This is a genomic window from Butyrivibrio sp. MB2005, from assembly GCF_000424285.1.
Lineage (GTDB): Bacteria > Bacillota > Clostridia > Lachnospirales > Lachnospiraceae > Butyrivibrio.
The window spans coordinates 1-22,333 of the sequence record NZ_AUJP01000005.1 but is presented as its reverse complement, the minus strand read 5'-3'; the positions used below and the strand labels follow the sequence as shown (position 1 = coordinate 22,333).

General features: G+C 40.3%; 20 protein-coding genes. 1 reads left to right on the top strand and 19 read right to left on the bottom strand.

Annotated elements, in window-relative coordinates:
- From pepT to G610_RS0102520, 17 genes are all read right to left on the bottom strand, one after another.
- On the bottom strand, positions 1 to 1,263 hold the full coding sequence (pepT, locus tag G610_RS0102600; protein WP_051197519.1) for a peptidase T: 1,263 nt from the start codon (positions 1,261 to 1,263) through the stop codon (positions 1 to 3).
- On the bottom strand, positions 1,256 to 1,876 hold the full coding sequence (locus tag G610_RS19460) for a DUF5662 family protein (RefSeq protein WP_242829602.1): 621 nt from the start codon (positions 1,874 to 1,876) through the stop codon (positions 1,256 to 1,258). Before G610_RS19460 ends, pepT begins: the two co-directional genes overlap by 8 nt.
- Positions 1,873 to 3,837 carry a hypothetical protein gene (locus G610_RS19455; RefSeq protein WP_051197518.1) on the bottom strand — a complete coding sequence of 655 codons (1,965 nt, stop codon included), beginning with the start codon at positions 3,835 to 3,837 and terminating at the stop codon, positions 1,873 to 1,875. The genes G610_RS19460 and G610_RS19455 overlap by 4 nt, the downstream gene beginning before the upstream one ends.
- Before the next feature lie 118 nt (positions 3,838 to 3,955).
- The gene (locus G610_RS0102585) at positions 3,956 to 4,303 is read right to left on the bottom strand and encodes a DUF1292 domain-containing protein (protein WP_051197516.1); all 348 of its coding nucleotides are present in this window, start codon (positions 4,301 to 4,303) and stop codon (positions 3,956 to 3,958) included.
- A gap of 34 nt (positions 4,304 to 4,337) precedes the next feature.
- Positions 4,338 to 5,117: a DUF6033 family protein gene (locus G610_RS0102580; RefSeq protein ID WP_026523532.1), complete on the bottom strand. Its 780-nt coding sequence runs from the start codon at positions 5,115 to 5,117 to the stop codon at positions 4,338 to 4,340.
- Positions 5,118 to 5,232: 115 nt separating this feature from the next.
- Positions 5,233 to 5,976, bottom strand: coding sequence for a response regulator (locus tag G610_RS19450; protein WP_035793414.1), 744 nt, complete (start codon positions 5,974 to 5,976; stop codon positions 5,233 to 5,235).
- A 14-nt stretch (positions 5,977 to 5,990) separates the two neighbouring features.
- Complete coding sequence (locus tag G610_RS0102570) at positions 5,991 to 7,073, bottom strand: response regulator (RefSeq protein WP_026523531.1); 1,083 nt, start codon at positions 7,071 to 7,073, stop codon at positions 5,991 to 5,993.
- A gap of 11 nt (positions 7,074 to 7,084) precedes the next feature.
- Positions 7,085 to 9,094 carry an ATP-binding protein gene (locus G610_RS21930; RefSeq protein WP_051197514.1) on the bottom strand — a complete coding sequence of 670 codons (2,010 nt, stop codon included), beginning with the start codon at positions 9,092 to 9,094 and terminating at the stop codon, positions 7,085 to 7,087.
- 94 nt (positions 9,095 to 9,188) lie between these two features.
- The gene (locus G610_RS19440) at positions 9,189 to 10,253 is read right to left on the bottom strand and encodes a DUF4349 domain-containing protein (protein ID WP_051197512.1); all 1,065 of its coding nucleotides are present in this window, start codon (positions 10,251 to 10,253) and stop codon (positions 9,189 to 9,191) included.
- 197 nt (positions 10,254 to 10,450) lie between these two features.
- On the bottom strand, positions 10,451 to 12,325 hold the full coding sequence (locus tag G610_RS0102555; RefSeq protein ID WP_155830937.1) for an ATP-dependent helicase: 1,875 nt from the start codon (positions 12,323 to 12,325) through the stop codon (positions 10,451 to 10,453).
- The gene (gene gltX / locus G610_RS0102550; protein WP_035796734.1) at positions 12,312 to 13,769 is read right to left on the bottom strand and encodes a glutamate--tRNA ligase; all 1,458 of its coding nucleotides are present in this window, start codon (positions 13,767 to 13,769) and stop codon (positions 12,312 to 12,314) included. The genes G610_RS0102555 and gltX overlap by 14 nt, the downstream gene beginning before the upstream one ends.
- A gap of 18 nt (positions 13,770 to 13,787) precedes the next feature.
- Positions 13,788 to 14,036, bottom strand: coding sequence for a FeoA family protein (locus G610_RS0102545; protein WP_026523528.1), 249 nt, complete (start codon positions 14,034 to 14,036; stop codon positions 13,788 to 13,790).
- A 108-nt stretch (positions 14,037 to 14,144) separates the two neighbouring features.
- Positions 14,145 to 15,074, bottom strand: coding sequence for an N-carbamoylputrescine amidase (aguB, locus tag G610_RS0102540; protein ID WP_442852363.1), 930 nt, complete (start codon positions 15,072 to 15,074; stop codon positions 14,145 to 14,147).
- A gap of 54 nt (positions 15,075 to 15,128) precedes the next feature.
- Positions 15,129 to 16,295 (bottom strand): agmatine deiminase, encoded by a 1,167-nt coding sequence (gene aguA, locus G610_RS19435; protein ID WP_051197511.1) that lies wholly within the window; start codon positions 16,293 to 16,295, stop codon positions 15,129 to 15,131.
- Between the two features lie 276 nt (positions 16,296 to 16,571).
- Positions 16,572 to 17,201, bottom strand: coding sequence for a uracil phosphoribosyltransferase (gene upp / locus G610_RS0102530; protein ID WP_026523526.1), 630 nt, complete (start codon positions 17,199 to 17,201; stop codon positions 16,572 to 16,574).
- Positions 17,202 to 17,243: 42 nt separating this feature from the next.
- Entirely contained in the window at positions 17,244 to 18,452 is a 1,209-nt protein-coding gene (gene nspC / locus G610_RS0102525; RefSeq protein WP_026523525.1) for a carboxynorspermidine decarboxylase, read from the bottom strand.
- Positions 18,453 to 18,514: 62 nt separating this feature from the next.
- A complete protein-coding gene (locus G610_RS0102520; RefSeq protein WP_026523524.1) occupies positions 18,515 to 19,222 on the bottom strand; it encodes a tRNA threonylcarbamoyladenosine dehydratase in 708 nt (235 codons plus the stop codon).
- 134 nt (positions 19,223 to 19,356) lie between these two features.
- On the opposite strand from G610_RS0102520, the gene G610_RS0102515 reads away from it, so the two are divergent.
- Positions 19,357 to 19,722 carry a response regulator gene (locus G610_RS0102515; protein WP_026523523.1) on the top strand — a complete coding sequence of 122 codons (366 nt, stop codon included), beginning with the start codon at positions 19,357 to 19,359 and terminating at the stop codon, positions 19,720 to 19,722.
- Between the two features lie 119 nt (positions 19,723 to 19,841).
- Here the strand turns inward: G610_RS0102515 and G610_RS0102510 are convergent, their stop codons facing one another.
- Positions 19,842 to 21,104 (bottom strand): saccharopine dehydrogenase family protein, encoded by a 1,263-nt coding sequence (locus G610_RS0102510; RefSeq protein WP_026523522.1) that lies wholly within the window; start codon positions 21,102 to 21,104, stop codon positions 19,842 to 19,844.
- A 148-nt stretch (positions 21,105 to 21,252) separates the two neighbouring features.
- The gene (speE, locus tag G610_RS0102505) at positions 21,253 to 22,116 is read right to left on the bottom strand and encodes a polyamine aminopropyltransferase (protein WP_026494717.1); all 864 of its coding nucleotides are present in this window, start codon (positions 22,114 to 22,116) and stop codon (positions 21,253 to 21,255) included.
- Between the last annotated feature and the right edge of the window lie 217 nt (positions 22,117 to 22,333).

Here is a 22,333-nt window from a genome sequence, read left to right as displayed (position 1 = left end):
TCAAACTGTATAATCGCCGTAAATAGTGCAAAGATTAAGCAGAATACTTACTGTCTTGTTAATCTCCTGCACTGATGCGTACTCATATCTTCCATGATAGTTGTACCCGCCTGTGCAAAGGTTCGGACAGGGAAGTCCCTTAAAGGAAAGCATTGCTCCATCCGTACCGCCTCTGATAGCAAATTCAAGAGGTGTAACTCCCTCATCAAGCATTGCTTTTCTTGCATTCTCGATAAGATGCATGTGAGGCTTGATCTTCTCTATCATGTTGTAATAAGAATCTTCCATGGTAAGCTCAACTGTGTTCTCACCATATTTTGCATTGAGGAAATCAACGATTCTCTTAACTGTCTCTTTTTTCTCTGTAAACTTCTCCATATCATGGTCACGAATGATATAGTAGCACACTGCTTTCTCGCAGGTTCCCTTCATCATTGTGAGATGATAAAAGCCCTCTCTTCCCTCTGTGTACATGGGATTCTGGCTTACAGGAAGCATTGACTGGAACTCGTATGCAATAAGTGTTGCATTGAGCATCTTGTTTTTCGCATCGCCGGGGTGAACACTCTTACCGTTTATGATGAGCTCAACCTCAGCCGCATTGAAATTCTCATATTCAAGGTCGCCAAGCTTGCCGCCATCTACTGTATAAGCAAATTCTGCGCCGAATCTGTCTATATCAAAAAACTTTGTACCCTCACCGATCTCTTCATCAGGAGTAAAGCCTATTTTTATCTCTCCATGCTTAATCTCGGAATTCTGCAAAAGAGTCTGAGCCATGGTCATGATCTCTGCAATGCCGGCCTTATCATCTGCTCCGAGAAGTGTTGTTCCGTCAGTTACAATGAGGTCCTCTCCCTTGTGATTTAACAGCTCAGGAAAAGTCTTAGGTGAAAGCACATACTTTCCATCATCTGAAAGTTTAATATCTGCTCCGTCATAATTCTCCACAATTCTTGCATTAACATCCTTACCGCTTACGGCATCAGATGTATCCATGTGAGAGATAAAACCTATAACAGGTGTCTCTTTGTCGTTATTTGCAGGAATTGTTGCATAAACATAGCAGTGCTCTGCATCATAAAAAACGTCTGATGCACCCATCTCCTCAAGTTCCTTTGTAAGAAGCTTAGCAAGCTCGTGCTGCTTCATGGTAGAAGGACTTGTATTTGTGTGTTCGTCAGACTGTGTATCAAATTTGGTGTAGCGAAGAAATCTCTCTACAACATCCTCAGGTTTATTTTGAATTGTGAAATTACTCATTTGCTTTTATACTTTCCTCCAGTTCTTTCTCCCAGCGCAGTCTGTCCCTGCCTGTGAGGAATATTTCCTTGATGTATTTAAAAGTAGCTGCTTCTCCCTGCTCTCCGAGCATGTTAAGAAAGAATTCCAGCTTGTTGGCAGTATCGGGATGGATGAGATCCTTCACCCTTTCCTTTTCTCTCTCGTAATACTTGTATGAATCCCAGGCTTCGTATTCGTCACCTCTGTAGGTCATACATGCCGCAACTCTGTCAGCTATCATCTCAGCTATGTATTTGTCAGGCATCGGTGCAGGAACTATGGAGCTGTCGCTTCCGGGCTTATTGAAAAAGTCTATGTAGTACTCAAAATGATGTCTGTTCCTGCCCTTGTGATGAAGCCATGCATCAGAGTAGCCCTTCACTTCACGCTCTCTGGCGTTGGGGGATCTGGTCCCCTGATAATACTTTGCTCCTCTGAAAAATTCAGTGAAGGAATATTTTGAGAGGTCATGTGTCAGCCCCTGAAAATATATCCCCATCTGAAAACAATGCTTGCAAACAAGATGCCTGTGCTTGGTAATTGTAATAAAATGACCAAGCATCTTCTTTAATGTAATCTTATCCTCTGTCATTTATTTACACTGCTTCTCTTTTTTGTTGTTTTTGTCACAGGCTTACCAACGCCTATCAGAATCTTTACAGATCTCTCGGTACACTCAATTTTCTCCTGGTCCTTAAGTGTCTGCATACGCTTGTAGTCTTCTGTGTTCTCGGTATCATTCAGTATCTTCCACTGCATTCCTTCAGGGAGCTTTGGAAGTGCAAAGCTAACCGGAGTCCAGTGCATGTTATAAGCCACATAGAAGAAATCCTGTTCCTTATCAGACTGCTCGTATAAACCACAATAAAGCATGCCGATACAGTGACTGTAATTTGAAAGATCAGGTCTCCATGCTTCTGTTCCGTGATAAGAAAGATCAGGATAACCACAGGCCTTATAATCCATCAGCTTAAAGGGCTTGGACTCATGAAGTATCTTGTATTTAAATCTAAGATTACTAAGAAACCTCACATACTCAATAAGAGCTTCTCCCTGGGGTCTTGAAGCTTCCTTCCAGTCAACCCATCCGGTGGCATTATCCTGGCAATAAGGATTATTATTGCCATCCTGAGAATTAAGGAATTCATCGCCGCCAAAAAGCATAGGTGTTCCCTGTGAAAAGAACAGCATTGTAAGCGCATTCTTAATCTGCTTATTCCTTAGAGCTAAAATAGACTGCTTTCTTGTCTTTCCCTCGATTCCGCAATTCCAGCTAAGGTTGTAGGGATTACCGTCAGAGTTATTCTCGCCGTTAAGCTCATTTCTCTTGTGCTCGTATGAAACAAGATCGCAAAGCCTGAAGCCGTCATAATTGCATATATAATTCACAATGCCTGCATTCTGAGAATTACTCAGCATCAGTCTTATGAAGTCATTAAGGGAATTATCATCACCCTTAAGAAAACGCCTCGATGAGTACATGAACTGATCCTGATATTCAGCAAGAGTTCTCATATCAGGAATGCGTCCCTTGTATAGCTTGCCGTAATCAAAGCCGTAATACCATATTTTAATATCCGAAAGCGCCGGATCTTCAGCAATAAGCTGCGGCGCAGCTCCGTTACCCTTAAGGTGCACTCCGTCAATATGGTAATTAAATACCCAGTGTCTGATAGAAGAAGCCATTAAATCCTGTGAGGCATTCTCATCAAAATAGAACTGCATTATAACTTCAATGCCATTCTTATGGAAAAGCTTGACCATATCCTTGAACTCAACATCCGCATCTGATCCCGAATATGCATAAGCTGTTCTTGGCGCAAAATAAAAGCCGTTTTTATAGCCCCAGAAATTGATCTTCTTTCTCTGAGTTGCATGATCCTTTATCTGACCATCCTCGCTTACCATTACCTTTTTAGCGGTATTAACTCGTGATATGGACCCCTCCGGCATATTAACTCCGTTAGTCCTCTCAGGTCCTGCATTATCAAGAACGCACATCTCATAGGATGGCATAATCTCTATGGCTGTAACTCCAAGTGACTTTATGTAAGGGAGCTTTTCACAAAGGCCGCTGTAGGTACCTCTCTTTTTAAGCTCAACACCACTTGAAGGGCTCTTAGTATAGCCTCTTACATGTAATGTGTAGATAAAAGAGTCTTCATATTTCCTGCGTGGACGCTTATCACTGCCCCAGTCGTAGGGAGTATCATCAATCCTGCATCTGAGAGTACTGATATCTACTGGCTTTGCCCACTTATCATAGCCTTCTATATAACGGGCGTAAGGGTCGCAGAAAATCTTTTTTCCACAAAAAAGCATGTAGTACTTATATTCAGATGTATCACCGGTAATCTCACAGCTGAAAATGTTGCCGCTTCGATACTCTTCAGAAAATTCGATTTTCTCTCCTTCTCTGTCATTTTCGCCGTACAAAATTATGCCGCACTTGCTTTTAGCTTCAAATGCTGCACATACTCTTATGCTGTTACCTGCTCTTGTTATCCCCATTGGATAAGGCTGCAAACTACTAAGTTTAAAGTTTTTTCTCATCTTTTTTCCTTAATCGATATTTTGCGACATAATATTATACCACACAAATACGGAAAAGGCGGCTATGAATTATCACGCCGCCTCATAAGTTCATATAAAATTTGAATTCGGAATATGATCAGTCCTCAGGATCTGCATCTATAAGCTCATCGAACTCCACATCATCAAGATACTCATCAAAAGCATCAGCCACAGCCTCGTACTCATCATCATCCTCGATGTATCCAAGCTCCGGCTCAGCATCCTCTGATTTCTGGATAAACTGATAGAACCATACATTGCCGTCGTTATTCTGTCCATTCTCATCAAGAGGAAGAAGAACTATGTAGTCTTTCTCCTGTACTGTAAGTACTATCAGAACTGCGCAGCTAACCTCAGTGCCATCATTAAGCTCGATATCCACTGTCATCTGCTCGTCATTCTGAATCTTGGTGTTCATCTTAGTTGCGATCTCAGAAAAGATCATGTTGTTTTTTCCTCCTTCACAATGAAGCCGTGCCTTATACTGACAGATCTAATTTCTGACCATAGTCCTTTACAGGCTTTGCTTCGATTGTACTCCAATCAATATTTTTAATCTTGTCGATGAGTTCTTCTACAGAGTCTGCATAAACAGAGGTCTTCTTTTCGTAGGCCGGCTCTTTCTTGCCATAGCCTTCTTTTAGCTTATCCAGCTGTTCCTGCCGTTCTTCTCTTGCCTTTGCCTTCTTTTCTTCAGCCTTGGCAGCCTCTTTATCAGCAGCTACCTGCTTGTTGTACTTCTCGTTCTGCTCCTTAATGGTAGCAAAGAACTTGGTAGTACCGTCGGCATCAATCTTAACGCCTATTGACTCAACACTCTGGCCTGATTCTTCAATCTGCTGCTTCATATCAGCAAGCTTGCCGGTTGATTCATCGATGATTCCCATATATTTATTCTTGGTCTCTTCATCGGCAGCCATCTGTTCAAGTACTTCGGGCTCGATCAGAACACTGAACTCCTTTGTGCCTCTGGACATAATGTCCTCGGCTTCCTCATCTGAGGAATAGTTTGACACAAAAAAGTCCATATTTCCATACTTTTCTTTAAGTTCATCCAAAAGTTTTTTCGCAGCATCACTGAGCTCAACACCTTCCTGAATGTGAGTTTCTGACGCAGCTTTATTTTTCTGGATCTCTAACTTATCATTTTTCTTTTGGGATGCATTTACATCGTCAGCTTTTTTGGTCCTCTGACTGTTTGTCTGATAGGCACTAAGCTGATTCGCAATAGATGAACCCAGCCCATTTACCGTACTCATATTGAAACCCTCCTTTGCTTAAGAATCTGCGACTTCCTTGTCACAATTAGATATAGTATTCCAAATTGTTTATCGACAGATTCTAAATATAACTTAATAGCAGGATCAATATTTTTTACATATTTATGAAAAACTGATCCAGCTTATTGTGGAGCGTAGTCCTGTCAACAGTTTTAAGTATGTAATCAGCAGGCTTAAGGGCAAGCACTCTTACGATGCTGGCTTTATCGCCCTTTGCAGTAAGGAACATAACTGGAATATCCTTGATGCTGGCATCACTCTTAAACATCTCAAGAACCTTTGGTCCCGATGTAACCGGCATTTCGTAATCAAGAAGAATCAGGTCCGCCGTGTTTTTTGCAAGCCAGGTAATGGCCTGAATTCCGGAATTAACCATAGCCACTCTGTAATCATCCATTAGCCAGGATCTGATAGTTCTCATGTATGCAACATCATCATCAACGATCAGTATGCAGCGCTTTCTTGCTTCCATCATCTCATTGGTGAAAAAGATCTTGCATGCTTCAATGAAATCATCCATCTTAAGAGGTCTGGAAAAAAACCTCTCGATATTTGACTCGGGAAGATATTTAAGAGCTTCATCATACTCAACAGGATTACCTATAACCATGATTGTTCTGTTGGATTCAAGACAAAGATCCTTAAGATATATCAGTGTCTTAGGTACAATCTCATCAAGATAATACACAAAGAGTTCAGTTTCTTCCTGCACTTGCTTTATATCTTCAACCTTTTCCTGTGTGAAATATGCGTTTATTCCGGCATCCCGAAGCTTCATGAGAAGGCCTTTTACCATAAAGGATTCGTTTGCACCGATAATCTGTAAGTTTTTAGCCATCGCATCTTCTCCATTTATTCTTTGATAATCCTTGCAATGTTCTCCCAGTCCAGGTTAGTTAATAGTTTTTCTATTTCCTCGAACTTCTTTTCATCTTTTTCAGGTAATTTATATTCTTTCATGGATTTGATAACCATATCTGCCAGATCAAAATCCATGCTATCACAAAACTCCAGTAGCGACTGATAAGCATCATTCAGTGAGCTCTGAGGTATTTCCTCTTTATCATCAGCATCTTCCTCACCACTAAGGAAGGAAAGCTTCTGCTTAAAGCCTCTGTAGTAATTAAGAAGGTCTTCCGTCTTAGCTTTTATCTTATCAATATCACCTGCATTTCCTGCATCCTCAAGGTCCTTGGCATCGGCTCTTAGTTTTTCTGCACCGATAAGATTACCTGAGCTCTTAAGTGCATGAACCTTGATCGTGTAATTCTCCCAGTCCTCATTCCGATAAAAATTCTCAATTTCTTCGGATTTCATATCAATGGAACTGTAGAAAATATTTAAAGCTGTAACATAAGCATCATAGGATCCGCAAAGTGAAAGTCCCTGCTGTTCGTCTATATCATCTATAACCTTCAGACTTTCTATAACATCGCCGCCTTCAGGAACACTTTTCGTATCCATGCTGACCTTCTGTTCCATGGGCTGTTCAACCGGAATAGGCTTTTTCTCAGGACTCTTCTTTGGTGTATTGTGCGGAAGCTTAAGCTTTTTTCTCATGCTGTCAGGAAGATAAATTATAAGAATAGCCAGAAGCTGATTAAAATCAATGGGCTTTTCTATATAATTATCAAATCCCGCATCCAGACAGGTGTGACCTTCTGCCGGAGTATCAGCTGCCACCATGGCAACTATGGGCGTTGCCTTATTTTTGTTATCAATTCCCATCTTAATCTGATTGAAGGTTTCGATACCATCGGGATCAGGCATCATATAATCCATCAGAATAAGGCAGTACTCATTGTTTCTAACATAGCGCAGACAGTCTCTTCCACTTGCAGCTTCATCACAACCAACACCCAGGAATTCCAGGTGTTTCTTTAGGAAAAACAGATCAAGTTTTGAATCATCAACAACTAATACTGTCTCGCTCACAAAAAGCTCCTTTAGGACTCTTTGGCAATTATATTTGCTCTCTTCATCAGAAGCCCGATAGCTGCGTACAGATCAGGATCATCCGAATAGTCCTCTCTGATATCAACGATGGTCTCAGGTTTAACCTGTGCCATCGAGGGTTCATATTTAACAGATTTGGTAGGAATATGTTTCTTATAATCCTTACCGTCCGTTTTAATTACTTTATCCGAAGGCAAAAGCTCTAAAAGTACTTTTTCAAGAGCATCGCCTATTATCGGCTTACTTAAGTAATCTTCAAAGCCTGAATTCTTGTAAACTTCTCTTGCACCTGAGAATGCATTTGCTGTAAGAACTACGCAGGGCTTATTGCAGTTAGGCGACTTCTCGTTACTCCTAAGTCTCCACAGCATTTCCATACCGTCCATTCCGGGCATCCTGTGGTCAATAAGAAGTAGATCAAATTCCTGCTCATCACATATCTTAAGTGCTTCTTTACCGCTTGTGGCTGTTACTATCTGTATCTTTGTATCCTGAATAAGACTCTTTGTAACCACAAGGTTGATCTCATTATCATCAACAATAAGTATCTTCGCTTCAGGAGCTTCAAATAGCTGTCTGTAATTATCTTCGCTCTTTATCAGCTTTTCATAGGTCTCATGGAAATCACCTATAGGATCCCAGCTTCTTGTTTCCTGCTGAACAGTGAAGGAAAATGTTGAACCTTTACCATATTCACTTCGAACCATCAGCTCTGAATTCATAAGTGCCAAAAGCTTTTGGACGATACTCATTCCAAGACCGGTACCTTCGACATTTCTGTTTCTGACTTCCTCTAATCTCTCGAAGGGACTGAACAGCCTTGTCATATCCTCATCTCTGATACCAATACCCGTATCGGAAACTGATATCTTAAGTCCGATTGTGCCGTTTATATCAAGGTGCCCACTGGATATATAATCAACATCCATGTGGATTGAGCCCTTTTCCGTATACTTTATGGCATTGGTAAGGATATTCAGAATAATCTGTTTAAGTCTTACGTTATCCCCATAAAGGAGATGAGGCATCTCTTCGTTAACTGTGATCTGTAAATCAAGTCCCTTATTTCTTGCTCTCTCATCAACCATGCTGATCAGCTCAGCGATAGTACCGGCCAGATCATACTCTACGTTGTAAAGCTCCATCTTTCCTGCTTCTATCTTTGAGAAATCAAGAACGTCGTTTATAAGGGAAAGTAGCGTATTTCCTGCACTTTTTATATTATGGGAATACTTAAGCAGATTATCATCATCATATTCTCTTATGATCAGCTCATTCATTCCCAAAATCGCATTAATGGGAGTTCTGATCTCGTGTGACATTTGAGATAAGAACTGGCTCTTTGCACTGTTGGCAGCTATAGCTTCCGCTTCTGCTTCAGCCGCCTTTTCACTTAACTGTTCAAGCTCAGCATTATTAAGTGCCATGCTTATTCTTAGCTTTTGTATAAGCACAGCGACGATTCCGGATACGATAAGTGAAGTAAATATCTGGAATGCATCTCTTGAATAGAAAAATGACACTTTATTTATAACAACCAGTACACAGAAAATGACGCTGAGTGTAAATTCAAAAAGAATATAAATCTTAAGCCTATCGATATATATGGCTACAAAAATAATCAAAAAGAACGGAAACAGAACTGATGGCGTCTCGGGACCTGCTGTCATTGAATCGATAAAAATACATCCCAGATACAGTATTCCATAGGCGACAAGGCTCTCTCTCCGGCATGCCTTAAAGGACAGCTTTTTGTTAACAAGTATCTGATTGGTAATGAAAAATGCAATAATAAAAGCAAATAGAAGGTAATAAAGAGAGTGTATAATAAACCCTCTGATTATTACCTTCGAAATTATAATCATGGCTAAAAAGATGGCCGCTACTACGATGGACATCTTTCTTTGAACTGACATATTAGTTTTTACGATATCTTTTTCACAGAGCTCGAAGTACCGGTCTTCCTTGCTTCGATATTCTGCGAGGACCTCATGTATCATAAGGTTTCCCCCTTTATATGTCTGTTCAAATCATAGCAATTGTGATATTTAATTACAATGAACTAATTATAAAAAAACGCTAAATTATTAACTATCATTTCTTATCTTCAGGAGTTTCCTTTGGTGCTTCCTGAGGTTGTGAAACGTTAGGCTGTATAGGCTTCATCTGAGGCTGTGCCATATTCTGATACATAGCTGCATTTTTTGCCATTTTCTCTGCTCTCCTCTTTTTTGCCTTCTTTTCGCATATCTTAACTATAATTATAACAATTATCAAAATAACGATAAGTACGATAAGTGTAGGTATATGAGTAATAATTGCAAGCAGAAGCGCTTCAAAGAATGCAACTACAGCCGCAAAGTTGTCAACAAAGCCTTCTGTAGCCTTCTCCCAGAAGGTCTTGGGCGCATCAGGTGTGTACTCAATAACCTCATCAATATTCATGACAACCGTGCTATAGCTTACCTGATTATCAAAGGTTCTAAGCTGTGATTCCATGGATTCAAGCTGATACTGAACATCTGTGAGCTTATCCTGAATTGTAATGATATCCTCAATTGACTCTGCTTTCTCCATAAGAGTAAGGAGCTGATCCTGCTCTTTAAGAAGGGCCTTTTTGTGGCCTTCAAGGTCAGCATAAGTAAGAGTTACATCCTTAACATTTCTGTTCTGATTCTTGATGTGACTCTTTTCATCAACGGAGGTCATAAAACTGTCAAGCTTAGCCTCAGGAATCCTTAAGGTAAGAGAACCATATCGTTCGCTTTGTGAGTTATAGCTGTTATTATTTATGCTCTCGCTTTCGATATAGCCGCCAAGCTGCTCTGTCTTTTCCTTGATGAATTTTACAAGTGAATCAAATTCCTGAGTCTCAACATCAACATTTATATTTGTAATAAGCTTTCTGTTTGATTTATTGGACTCCGCATTTTCTTCTGTTATCTCAGTGGCATTGTTAGAACTGCTTCCCGGAGCTTCTTCCTCGTATAATTCAACTGCTTCATCACCATAGAAGCCATCTGATGCTCCGGCTGATTCTGTGGCATAAGAGGACTCATAGCTGTTTTTATCATAGGAGCTTCCGCCACAGGCAGCAGTAAATGCCAGAACTGATGCAGTTAGAGTAATTGCAAATATCCTTAAATTGTTCTTTTTCATAACATTCTTTCCCCCATAATTAAGTTACAGTAAATGGCAAATAATTTTGACGCTCACCAAAGTTCTACAAATATACGTTTATTATATTACAAAAACACGAAGAAAACTATGCCTTCTTCCGGTCAAAAGCAGAAACAGACCGCAGGAATACAGAGACCTAATATCAGTAATGTTTGCTTTTCCCGCCTTATAAATCCTTATTTGTCATCCTTAAAATATTCATACAAAGGCCTTAAAAAGCTTGATCTCATAGATGGGTTATCTTTTGAACCTTTCACATAGCTAAGATAAAGATTCTCTTTAGCTCTTGTCATTGCCACATAGAACATCCTTCTCTCTTCCTCTATTTCAGCCATGGACACGCTTCTTCTGGATGGAATTATTCCCTCATTAATGTCAGGGATAAAAACATTTCTGAATTCAAGTCCCTTTGAAGCATGCATCGTCATGATTCTAACCCCCTCTTTATTTACAAAATCCTTCTGCTTTGAAATTTCTTTAATCTTCTCCTGTTCATTTATATACTCGGAAAATTCATTAAAGTTTTCAAAATGTCTGCATATTTCCATAAGCTCATCAAGATCGCTCATTATTTCATCCAGCCTTGCTTTATCTGACAGGTACTTATCCTTTAGATACTTGTTAAAACCAAGAACATTCCTTATGTAGTGAATGGCAAAATATGGCCTGAGGGACCTTATCATCCTTATATCACGTTGAAGCTTTTTAACGGAATCCGCGGTACTCATTCTACCTTTTTTGATGAAGTATGAGGAAAGCGAATTAAGATCAACAATATCTTCGCTAAGGCTTTCCCTTGTGATATATCTTACAGGCTTATTCATGATCTTTAGAAAATCACTCCTCCTGCCTCCTCCACATGCAAAATTAAGGTATGCGATCACATCACTGACTCCGTTCTTTTCATGGAATAGCGTTATTTTCTCTTTGTAGGAGCAGGGAATTTCTCTGTTTATCAGAAATTTGGCCATGCCTGTTGCTTCGGTATTGGTTCTAAAAATAATTGCCGTCTCCTTAAGCTTTAAATCCTTAAGCTTATCTGCAATAAACTTATACTCAGAATCCTTATCTTCAAAGCTAAGTCCGCCTATCTGTCCCTTTATGCCGCTACCTGCCTTAATGTTCTTTTTAAACCTGATACTGTTTTCTTCGATGACCTTAAGGCTTCCATCAAGAATACTCGATGCACATCTGTAATTTATATCAAGGATAATCTCATCTGCCCTTGGAAAATGCTTCTTAAACTCAAGCATAAACTCAGGTCTTGATCCTCTAAAGCCGTAAATTGACTGATCATCATCACCCACAACGAAAAGATTTTCATTTTTTCCAATAAGCAGCTTTACCACCTCAAACTGCATTCTGTTTATATCCTGGTATTCATCAATAAGGATATACTTAAATTTGTCCTGCCAAAGCTTTAATACATCTCTGTTTTTGCAAAGAAGCTCATGGCACATAAGTACCATATCATCAAAATCAATAAGAGACTGTTCCTTCATAAACAGACCATATTCTCTATAGATTTCAGGAAAAAACTCGTACAAAGGTACGTCCTTTGAAGCAGCCGTGGGACTTTCTCCATCGTTTTTAACCTTGGAAATCTCTGACAAAATAAGTCTTATAGTCTCCTTGTCATAATCGATGCTTACTTTATTTTGCTTTTCTCGTACCTGCAATTCCTTAAGTACATGATTTAGAATATTGTACTTATCAGATTCGCGCATAATAGTAACAGAGCTGCCACATCTGCCGCCGCTTTGCTGTAAAATTTGAAAAAAACATGAGTGGAATGTTCCAAAGAGAACCTCTGGATACATGGAATTTGTTTCTTTAGTGAAACGTTGCTGCATTTCTATGGCTGCAGCCTTGGTAAAGGTTATTACCAATATATTTCCGGGACTTACTCCCTTTTCGATGAGCCTTATGACTCGCCTGATTATAACAAAGGTCTTACCGCTACCCGGTCCCGCTATGACACAAGCAGCACCTTCTCCGTGCTCTATGGCACGGAGCTGTGCGGGATTACCTGTCATTTTATTTTGATTCAAGCTTCTCTATAGCCTTGTTAAGTCTGTCTAATGTCTCTTCCTTACCGATTACTTCCATAAGCTCGGTTGCTCCGCAGGGTGTCATAGCTTTTCCTGAAAGAGCGATTCTGATAGGCCAGAGAACATATCCGTTCTTGTATTCCTTAGCCTTGATGTAATCCTGAAGTGCAGCATACAGCGCATCATTGCTGTAATCGCTCTGAGCTTCAAGAATAGGCTTTAAGTCCTTAAGAACTGCAAGAGATGACTCCTCATCGGTCTTCATCTTCTTGTGCTTGTAGATCTCAGTCTCATAAGAAGGAACTTCCTGGAAGAAATCAATCATATCAGCAATGTCGGGCCAAATCTCAATTCTGGTCTTTATCATAGCTGCGATCTTATGGAAATCGTAATCCTTCTTAATAACTTCCTGCATGTAAGGAAGTGCAAGCTCATAGAACTTATCATCATCCATAGCCTTAAGATACTCGCCGTTCATCCATCTGAGCTTTGTGTAATCGAATACTGCGGGAGATTTGTTAATACGCATGTAATCGAACTTCTCAACAAGCTCTTTAAGGCTCATGATCTCTGTATTGTCATCAGGTGACCAACCAAGAAGTGCAACGAAGTTAACAACTGTCTCAGGAAGGAAGCCCTGCTCGATAAGATCCTCAAAAGAAGAATGTCCGCTTCTCTTACTGAGCTTATGATGATCCTCATCTGTGATAAGAGGACAATGGATGTACTTTGGTACTTCCCATCCAAATGCATCATAGAGTCTGTTGTACTTGGGTGATGAAGAAATATACTCATTACCTCTTACAACATGAGTGATACCCATAAGGTGATCATCAACTACATTAGCAAAATTGTATGTAGGATATCCGTCAGACTTGATAAGTACCATATCATCAAGCTCTGAATTATCAACTGTGATGTCTCCGTAAAGCTCATCATGGAAGGTTGTAGATCCTTCTCTGGGGTTATTCTGGCGAATAACATAAGGCATGCCTGCAGCAAGGTTTGCTTCAACCTCTTCTTTACTGAGGTTCAGGCAATGCTTATCATATACACTTACCTCTTTACCATCGATAACCTGAGTAAGTGTAGCAAGTCTCTCAGGTGTGCAGAAGCAGTAATATGCTTCACCCTTTTCAACAAGCTCTTTTGCATACTTAAGATATATGCCTTCCTTCTGTCTGTCACTCTGAACATAAGGACCTACGCCCTTATCCTTATCGGGACCTTCATCATGAACAAGACCTGCGGACTCAAGAGTGCGATAAATGATCTCAGTAGCACCCTCAACATAACGCTCCTGGTCTGTGTCCTCGATTCTTAAGATAAAATCGCCTCCATCATGCTTAGCAATAAGATAAGCATAGAGTGCTGTTCTTAAATTACCGACATGCATCCTTCCTGTAGGGCTGGGAGCATATCTTGTTCTAATCTTCTGTGCCATAATCTCTCCAATATTTATTTACATAACTTCCGAAAATTCTTTTTTCTCAAATTCTACAACAATGCCGGAAGCTAAGTTTCTACATAATGCAATCTGTTTCTTACCAAGTTGAATTATAAGACCGCCATGTTCTTTTTTACCAATTACCTTTATACGGGAACCATCGGTAACTCCGATTGACTTAAGCCTCATCTGAAAGACAGATTGTTCGACGTTCATCCCTTTGACAAGGTAAACGCCATTCTTCTCCCCGTCAATAAGTGTCATATAAAACCTCAAAATAAAAAGAAATATTAAAGTACAACTATCGAATTATATACCAGCATTACATTAATGAAAAGAGCATCGCTTTAATGTGATAAAGCATCCGCCTCTTTACTGGGAAATCTCACCATAACACTCAGGTCTTCTGTCTCTGAAAAGTCCCCAGGAAAGTCTGTTCATTCTGATTTCATGAAAATCATAAACAGCCATAATAATCTCTTCAGACGAGCTGCCTGCCTGCCTTAAAATATCGCCTGTCTCATCTGTCATAAAGCTGTGACCGTAGAAATTAAGTGATGAAAGCTGTCCTCCGTTCTCTTCTGAGGGTGTGACGTTCTCAATTCCAACTCTGTTAGCGGCAACTACAGGAATGATATTGGCTGCAGAATGTCCCTGCATGGTTCTCTGCCAGTGTCCTGAACTGTCAACATTCAGTATAGGCTCAGAGCCAATGGCTGTGGGATAAAGTATGATATCTGCTCCCTGAAGCGCAAGACATCTTGCGGTCTCCGGGAACCACTGATCCCAACATATTCCAACGCCAACTCTTCCATAAGCTGTTTCAAATACGATAAATCCACTGTCTCCGGGAGTAAAATAGAATTTCTCCTGATAGAAATGGTCATCAGGTATATGTGTTTTCCTGTAAACACCGAGAATATCTCCGTCAGCGTCAATCATGGCAACGGAATTATACATTACGTTACCTTCACGTTCATAGAAGCTGATAGGCATTACTACTGATAGTTCTCGGCAAACATCTCTGAAATGCTGAACCGCAAGATTCTGCTCCACAGGAGTAGCAAAATCATAATAGTCGTAGCGTCTCTCCTGGCAGAAATACTGTCTTTCGAAAAGCTCTGATAAAAGTATGATCTGAGCACCCTGAGATGCTGCCTTTCTCACAAATTTTTCGGCTTTTCTAATATTCTTATGTACAAGTTCAAGATCGGATATTTCAGGATCATTATAGGCTTCCTTACCACAAGCGAATTGAATAGCTGCAACAGTTACTGATGTATTATCCTTTAGCATTTTCATCCTCCCGTTTTTTTTAAATAAACGCTATATTGCCGTTACTTTAAACTTATGAAACTAATCAAAATTCACTATCTTCCGCCTCATATTGCTGACAGGTGCAGGTATCTGCTGGGTTATGCAGTGAATATTTCCTCCCCCAAGAAGAATCGCCCTTGTATCAATGGGAATAATCTTCCTGTTTTTGCATATTTTTGTCATGGTTTCGATTGCACGCCTGTCACTTTCTATATTCTCTCCACCAAACTGCGGAACAAGTACAGAGGTATTTGTAAAATAGAAATTGGCATAGCTGGCAGCAAGTCTCTCTCCGGGCTCACGTTCATCCTCGCCCTCTTCAAATATGTAATTATCTATATCCTCCTGAGTGCAGGTAACAGGCGTATCAGGTACATAAAGCTTATGTATTCTAAGGTGCCTGCCTCTTGCGTCAGTTTCCTTTTCAAGATATTCAAGATCCTTTAAGGACATCTCATATTGCGGATCATCCTTATTATCAGTCCAAGCCAGCACTACTTCACCGGGAGCAGTAAAAGCACATACGTTATCTACATGTTCGTTGGTCTCATCATTATAGATACCATAGGGAAGCCACAAAACCTTTTGCGCTCCGAGATAATCCTTTAACTTTTGCTCAATCTCTTCTTTTGACAGCTCAGGGTTTCTTCCTTTACTAAGAAGACAACTCTCCGTGACCATAACAGTGCCTTCTCCGTCACAGTGAATAGACCCGCCTTCAAGAACAAAGGGATGTGCATCAAAAGCTTCTACTCCAAGAATATCGCAAAAGCTTTTTGCAACAGCATCATCCTTATCCCATGAAGCATATAGTCCGTCAAATTCGCCGCCCCAGGCATTAAAGCACCAGTCAATTCCTCTAATCTCGCCCTTTGCGTTTCTCACAAAGGTGGGGCCCACATCTCTAGCCCAGGAATCATCGGTTTCCATAGGAATAATATGCACATTTTCTTTAAATGCACCACAGGCATCAAAAATCTGCTCTTTTGCTTCATCGATTTCATCTGCGCCTACAAGGACATATAATTTTTCACATTTCACAATTTGTGAAAAGATTTCACAGAAAGCTTTTCTTGCTTTATCCTTGTTTTTCCCCCAGCTTCCGGGCCTTTGCGGCCATATCATAAGCGTAGCGTCGTGTATATCGTATTCTGCGGGCATCGTGTATCCCAGGTCAGCGGGAAATACTGCATTTTTCAAACTCATAGCGTGTCAAAATTCCTCTTTCGATTTCACAGTTTAAACACAATTAAAACACTTTTCCTTAACTTTTTACCTGTATTATAAAAACATCAAGAGATGAACCTCTTGAATAACCCCTTCATAAAAAGTAACTATTAACCCCTCATAAACACAAAACACACAAAACACTTTTCTTCAAAAAAGCTGGAACTTCCGTGACAAGGTTCCAGCTTTCCTTCTTTTTGCAGATAAAAATTATGAATGCGCCTTACAGACGCATTCATATTTAAATCGTAAATCTTACTTTGTACCGAAGATACGGTCACCGGCATCACCAAGGCCGGGAACGATATAACGATTCTCATTTAAGAAATCATCAATATGTGCACATGTAATCGGTACATCAGGATGCTCTGAAGTAACCTTCTCAAGTCCCTCGGGAGCTGCTATAAGGCAGATAAAGCGCATCTTCTTAACGCCCTTATTCTTGAAAAGCTCGATTGCATCACATGCAGAACCGCCGGTTGCAAGCATGGGATCAAGAATAATTACTTCTCTGTCTCCGATATCCTCAGGAGCCTTGAAGAAATAATTAACAGGTTCATAGGTTGTCTCATCTCTGTACATACCTACGTGAGCAATCTTTGCATTAGGGATAACCTTAAGAACGCCGTCAAGCATTCCCATACCTGCTCTCATGATAGGAGCAAATGCATAATTATCCTCGTTAAGTCTGCCCATCTCTATTGTTTTCAAAGGTGTCTCAACAGTTGTTTTCTCTAAAGCAACATCTCTCATTGCTTCATAGATAAGATATGCACCGATCTCACTAACAAGCTCTCTGAAAAGCTTTGTTCCTGTGTGCTTATCTCTGAGAATTGAAAGTTTATGCTCGATCAGGGGATGATCTAAAACTGTTACATTTTTCATAGTATTTCTACCTCCGTTTATACTGCATAAGATTCTAACATATTAAAGCCTCATTTTAAAGTCTTCATATCCAAAGGATTTTACTAGCTCACAGTTTCCTTCATCATGCATCAAAGCTATGTCGGGAAGTGGCATTCCGTTGAAGGTATTGTTTTTTACCATGCTGTAAATCGCCATATCTTCAAAAACAAGACGATCCCCAATATTAAGCTGCGCATCAAAGCTGTAATCTCCTATTACATCCCCCGCAAGACAGGTTCTGGAAGAAAGTCTGTAGGTATACTTTTTTTCTTCGGGCTCACCGCTATCTCTAAGCGGCGGCCTGTAGGGCATCTCGAGAACATCAGGCATGTGGCAGGCAGCAGAGGTATCAAGAATAAGCACGGGATACTTCTCAGTCTTTACAATATCCATAACAGTGGTAATAAGGTATCCTGCATCAAGAGCTATAGCTTCTCCCGGCTCAAGATAAACTTCGATATCGTATGTCTCTCTTATGTATTTAACAAGCTCTATCAGACCTTCTCTGTCATAGTCATCCCTTGTTATGTGATGACCACCGCCCATATTTATCCATTTTAAGGCGGATGTACAGGTTGCACCTTTATCAGAAGCGCCTGAATTCGCCTTCTGCGGAAGGTACTTTCCAAATTTCCTCTCAAATTCATAAAAGGTATCCCTTAAGGGTTCGAAGCCCTGTTCACATAAGGTATGGAAATGAAGTCCTTCTACGCCTTCAGGTAGATTATCCGGCATATCGCAGAGTCTTATTCCAAGCCTTGATCCCGGTGCACAGGGATCATAGATTTCATGACCTTCCTGAGTGGAAAACTCAGGATTAACACGAAGCCCGACAGATAGCTTTCCTTCCTTCCAGCTGCGCTCCCAGATTTTTCTGTGATGCTCTAACTGATTTATTGAGTTAAATACAAGATGGTCAGCAATACCGCACACCTCTTCCATCTCATCATCATGAAAGGCAGGTTCAAAAACATGAACCTCCTTGTCCCCGGTTTTTCCTTTTTCATGGAACTCCTCGAATGCAAGCTTGGCTTCAAAAAGTCCCGATGCCGTGGTACCTGTCAGGTATTTTGCAATAAGCGGATAAGTACTGTAGGCTGAAAAAGCCTTCTGTGCAAGAAGAATCTTAGCTCCTGACTTATCCTGAATATCCTTTAATATGCTGCAGTTCTTCGAAAGCTTTTGCTCATCAATTACATAGACAGGTGTTTTTAGTTCATCAAATCTCATTTTCTGTTAATCCTTATTACTTATAAAAAATCAATATTCTTAGCTTATATTAATGCAGGCGCTTACTCTTTGTTTATCAGATCCTTAAATACCTCACTGGCAATTACAAGGCCGCAGGCAGAAGGACAAAAAGCGCTGCTTCCGGGAATAGCCTTATGGCGCTCTTCATCATAAAGCTTACTTTCTATAGGCTCTTCGTCAGAATAAACCACTTTAAGATTTTTGATATTCCTTTTCTTAAGCTCCCTTCTCATAACCCTGCAAAGAGGACAAATGCTGGTCTTATAAATATCAGCCACCTTGAACCTCGAAGGATCAAGCTTATTTCCTGCGCCCATGGCGCTAATAATAGGAATCCCAAGTTCCTTTGCTCTTTTAATGATCTCAATCTTGGCAGTTATCGTGTCAACGCAGTCAACGATATAGTCATACTTTGAAAAATCAAAATCATCAGCATTTTCAGGAAGATAAAAACATTTATGTACATCAACCTTAATCTCCGGATTGATATCAAGCATACGCTCCTTCATCACATCTACTTTATTTTTCCCAACAGTGCTGTGAAGGGCAATTATCTGTCTGTTAAGATTGCTCTCTGCCACAGTGTCGCTATCTATGAGATCAAAAGCACCAACACCGCATCTTACCAGTGCCTCGCAGACATAGCCGCCGACACCGCCTACCCCAAACACTGCAACTCTCGCGTTTTTCAGTGAAATCAGCGCATTGCTGCCAACTAAATTTTCAAGTCTAGAAAACTGTTCTTCCATAAACTTTCCTTTGTAAAATTTATTTTTTATTAATAAATTTCTAACGATTTTTTATTGTACTTTCAACCGATTTGTTGCAATAATTATTATATAAATTTAAACCTACTAACGTATTCTAGCATACGGGGGTAAATATGCGTAAACGAATTCTTATAGCAGATGACACAACCTTCATGAGAGAAATGCTTAAATCGGCTCTTGATAAGGAAAAATATGAGATCGTTGGGGAAGCCACAACCGGTCAGCAGGCAATTGATATGTATAAAGAAAAAAAGCCTGATCTTCTGATTCTCGATATTAATATGCCTGTAATGAATGGAATCGACGCTCTTACTCATGTTATGGAGCTTGACCCCAAAGCAAAGGTCATTATGTGTTCTGACCAGAAACAGGAACCAATGATCGTGCTTGCACTAAAAAAAGGTGCTAAGGACTTCGTAATCAAGCCTTTCCTTTCTAGTGATGTTATGCGAGCTCTTAATAAGGTATTTAAAGAGTAATAGTTATTCAAATATAAAGCTACTAAAGGCGCAGAAGCCAATGTTCTGCGCCTTTTAATGTGCTCATATTTTATGAATTAGTAAACTTCAAAAATCTATTTATTCTAATCCAAGCAATATCAGTCAATAAGTGTAGGATTCTCTTCCACTACCCAGGGAAGTCCGTACTCATTAAGCATCTCCATATAAGGATCGGGATCAAACTCATCTGTTGTGAATACGCCCGGCTTTTTCCACTGACCTGTTACAACAAGAGCTGTACCGATCATAGCAGGAACACCTGTTGTGTAGCTTATTGCCTGGCTTCCTAGTTCTTTGTAGCACTCCTGGTGATCGCATACATTGTAGATATAGATTGTACGCTCTTTGCCATCCTTAATGCCTCTGAAGATGCAGCCAATGTTTGTCTTACCTACTGTTCTGGGGCCAAGGCTTGCAGGATCCGGGAGCAGTGCTTTAAGGAACTGAATAGGAACAATCTCTCTTCCCTCGAACATTACAGGACTTGTTGAAAGCATTCCAACATCCTCAAGACATCTCATGTGGTCAAGATAGCTCTGACCAAAGGTCATGAAGAAACGGATTCTCTTAACCTCAGGGAAGTTTCTGCCAAGAGCTTCGATCTCCTCGTGATGAAGAAGGTACATATCCTTTTTACCAACCTGAGCAAAATCGTACTCTCTCTTTATCTCCATGGGCTTAGTCTCAACCCAGTGGCCATCCTCCCAGTAACTTCCGTTTGCACTTACTTCACGAAGGTTGATCTCAGGGTTAAAGTTGGTAGCAAAAGCATAGCCGTGGTCACCACCGTTACAATCCATAATGTCGATATAATGAATCTCATCAAAATAGTGCTTTTTAGCATAAGCAGTAAATACTGATGTTACGCCTGGGTCAAAACCTGTTCCAAGAAGAGCTGTAAGACCTGCTTCCTTAAATTTGTCAAAATAAGCCCACTGCCAGCTATAATCGAAATATGCAGTAAAGCCCTTTTCCTTGCAGCGCTTCTCATAGATAGCTCTCCACTCGGGATCGTCTGTATCCTCGGGCTCATAATTTGCTGTATCAATATAATCAACCTTGCAATCTAGACATGCATCCATGATTGTAAGATCCTGATAAGGAAGTGCCACATTAAGCACAGCATCAGGCTTGTAGCTGTTAATAACTCTCTTGATATCCTCTACATCATCAGCATTTACAGTATCTGTGGTAATCTTTACAGGTGTTCCTGCCTTCTCTAGCTTCTCCTTAAGAGCATCACACTTTGAAACTGTTCTTGATGCAATGCACATCTCTGTGAAAACTTTGCTGTTCTGTGCACACTTCTGGATTGCAACCTGTGCTACACCGCCGCAACCAATAACTAATAATCTACTCATTTTTAATCCTCCTAATTTTCCCTCATCCGGCGCTTCGCGCCACCTTCCCCCAAAGGGGGAAGACTATTATTGCTTTCTCCCCTCTGGGGGAATACTATTATTGCCTTCTCCCCTCTGGGGAGAAGGTGCCCGTAGGGCGGATGAGGGGTTATCTAGACATATCCTCTTCTTCCTGAAGAAGGTCCTCAACATACTTAGGCAGCATAAACGCTCCCTTATGAAGATGTGTTGTATAATACCAAGTCTTAATATTTCTCTCTTCCCATCTGTCAGGATTAAAATCCTTAAGGGGATGATACTTTTTACTTGCAAAACCAAAGAGCCAGTATCCCGCAGGACATGTAGGAATATGTGCCTGATAAACCCTGTTTATGGGGAATACTCTGTAAGCCTTCCTGTGCATCGCTCTGCAGCTCTCTTCATCTTCATCATAGAAAGGACTTCCGTGCTGATAAACCATGATTCCATCATCATGAAGTGCCTTGTAGCAGCTTCCGTAGAATTCTTTGGTGAAAAGTCCTGCCTCGTGTCCAAGTGGTTCAGTTACATCATTTATAATAAGGTCGTACATATCCTCACATTTTCTAAGATATTTAAGACCATCCTGGTAATAGATATGAACCCTGTCATCATCAAGACCACAGGCATTGTCAGGAAAATACTGCTTACATACATCCACGAACATGCTGTCCGGCTCAACCACATCTATAACCTTGATCTCATCATAGTGACTGAGCTCTCTGGCAACACCGCCGTCACCTCCGCCAAGGACAAGGACTCTTTGAACTTTGGGATGAACCGCCATCGGCACATGAACTATCATCTCATCATAAGGGAATTCGTCCTTTTCAGAAAAAATAATGTTACCGTCGGAAGTAAGAAACTTGCCAAATTCAGGTGAATCAAATACATCTATTCTCTGAAACTCGCTTGAACCGGAGAAAAGCTGCTTTGCAAGACGAATGCTTATCTTTACATTATTTGTATGCATATCGCTAAACCAATAATCCATTTCAGCCATAATCTCTAATCTCCATTTTTTTCATAATCATATGCAAAACATAGCTAATCTGCGCATTATTTGCAATTTAAGATTACATACGTCAATCCGAAAAGTCAATGTGAGTATACCTTATGATAGCGTAAATTGATATTCGGAAACAAAAGGGTGGAATACACCCGGAATCATTTAAGATCAGACTTTGTCTCCGTTATTATACAGCACTGAA

Bases quoted from the DNA above. Each gene is read 5' to 3' on its own strand.
- pepT (WP_051197519.1), bottom strand. From the start codon at position 1,263: ATGAGTAATTTCACAATTCAAAATAAACCTGAGGATGTTGTAGAGAGA.
- G610_RS19460 (WP_242829602.1), bottom strand. From the start codon at position 1,876: ATGACAGAGGATAAGATTACATTAAAGAAGATGCTTGGTCATTTTATT.
- G610_RS19455 (WP_051197518.1), bottom strand. From the start codon at position 3,837: ATGAGAAAAAACTTTAAACTTAGTAGTTTGCAGCCTTATCCAATGGGG.
- G610_RS0102585 (WP_051197516.1), bottom strand. From the start codon at position 4,303: ATGATCTTTTCTGAGATCGCAACTAAGATGAACACCAAGATTCAGAAT.
- G610_RS0102580 (WP_026523532.1), bottom strand. From the start codon at position 5,117: ATGAGTACGGTAAATGGGCTGGGTTCATCTATTGCGAATCAGCTTAGT.
- G610_RS19450 (WP_035793414.1), bottom strand. From the start codon at position 5,976: ATGGCTAAAAACTTACAGATTATCGGTGCAAACGAATCCTTTATGGTA.
- G610_RS21930 (WP_051197514.1), bottom strand. From the start codon at position 9,094: ATGATACATGAGGTCCTCGCAGAATATCGAAGCAAGGAAGACCGGTAC.
- G610_RS19440 (WP_051197512.1), bottom strand. From the start codon at position 10,253: ATGAAAAAGAACAATTTAAGGATATTTGCAATTACTCTAACTGCATCA.
- gltX (WP_035796734.1), bottom strand. From the start codon at position 13,769: ATGGCACAGAAGATTAGAACAAGATATGCTCCCAGCCCTACAGGAAGG.
- G610_RS0102545 (WP_026523528.1), bottom strand. From the start codon at position 14,036: ATGACACTTATTGACGGGGAGAAGAATGGCGTTTACCTTGTCAAAGGG.
- aguB (WP_442852363.1), bottom strand. From the start codon at position 15,074: ATGAAAATGCTAAAGGATAATACATCAGTAACTGTTGCAGCTATTCAA.
- aguA (WP_051197511.1), bottom strand. From the start codon at position 16,295: ATGAGTTTGAAAAATGCAGTATTTCCCGCTGACCTGGGATACACGATG.
- upp (WP_026523526.1), bottom strand. From the start codon at position 17,201: ATGAAAAATGTAACAGTTTTAGATCATCCCCTGATCGAGCATAAACTT.
- nspC (WP_026523525.1), bottom strand. From the start codon at position 18,452: ATGAGATTTGATGAACTAAAAACACCTGTCTATGTAATTGATGAGCAA.
- G610_RS0102520 (WP_026523524.1), bottom strand. From the start codon at position 19,222: ATGGAAGAACAGTTTTCTAGACTTGAAAATTTAGTTGGCAGCAATGCG.
- G610_RS0102515 (WP_026523523.1), top strand. From the start codon at position 19,357: ATGCGTAAACGAATTCTTATAGCAGATGACACAACCTTCATGAGAGAA.
- G610_RS0102510 (WP_026523522.1), bottom strand. From the start codon at position 21,104: ATGAGTAGATTATTAGTTATTGGTTGCGGCGGTGTAGCACAGGTTGCA.
- speE (WP_026494717.1), bottom strand. From the start codon at position 22,116: ATGGATTATTGGTTTAGCGATATGCATACAAATAATGTAAAGATAAGC.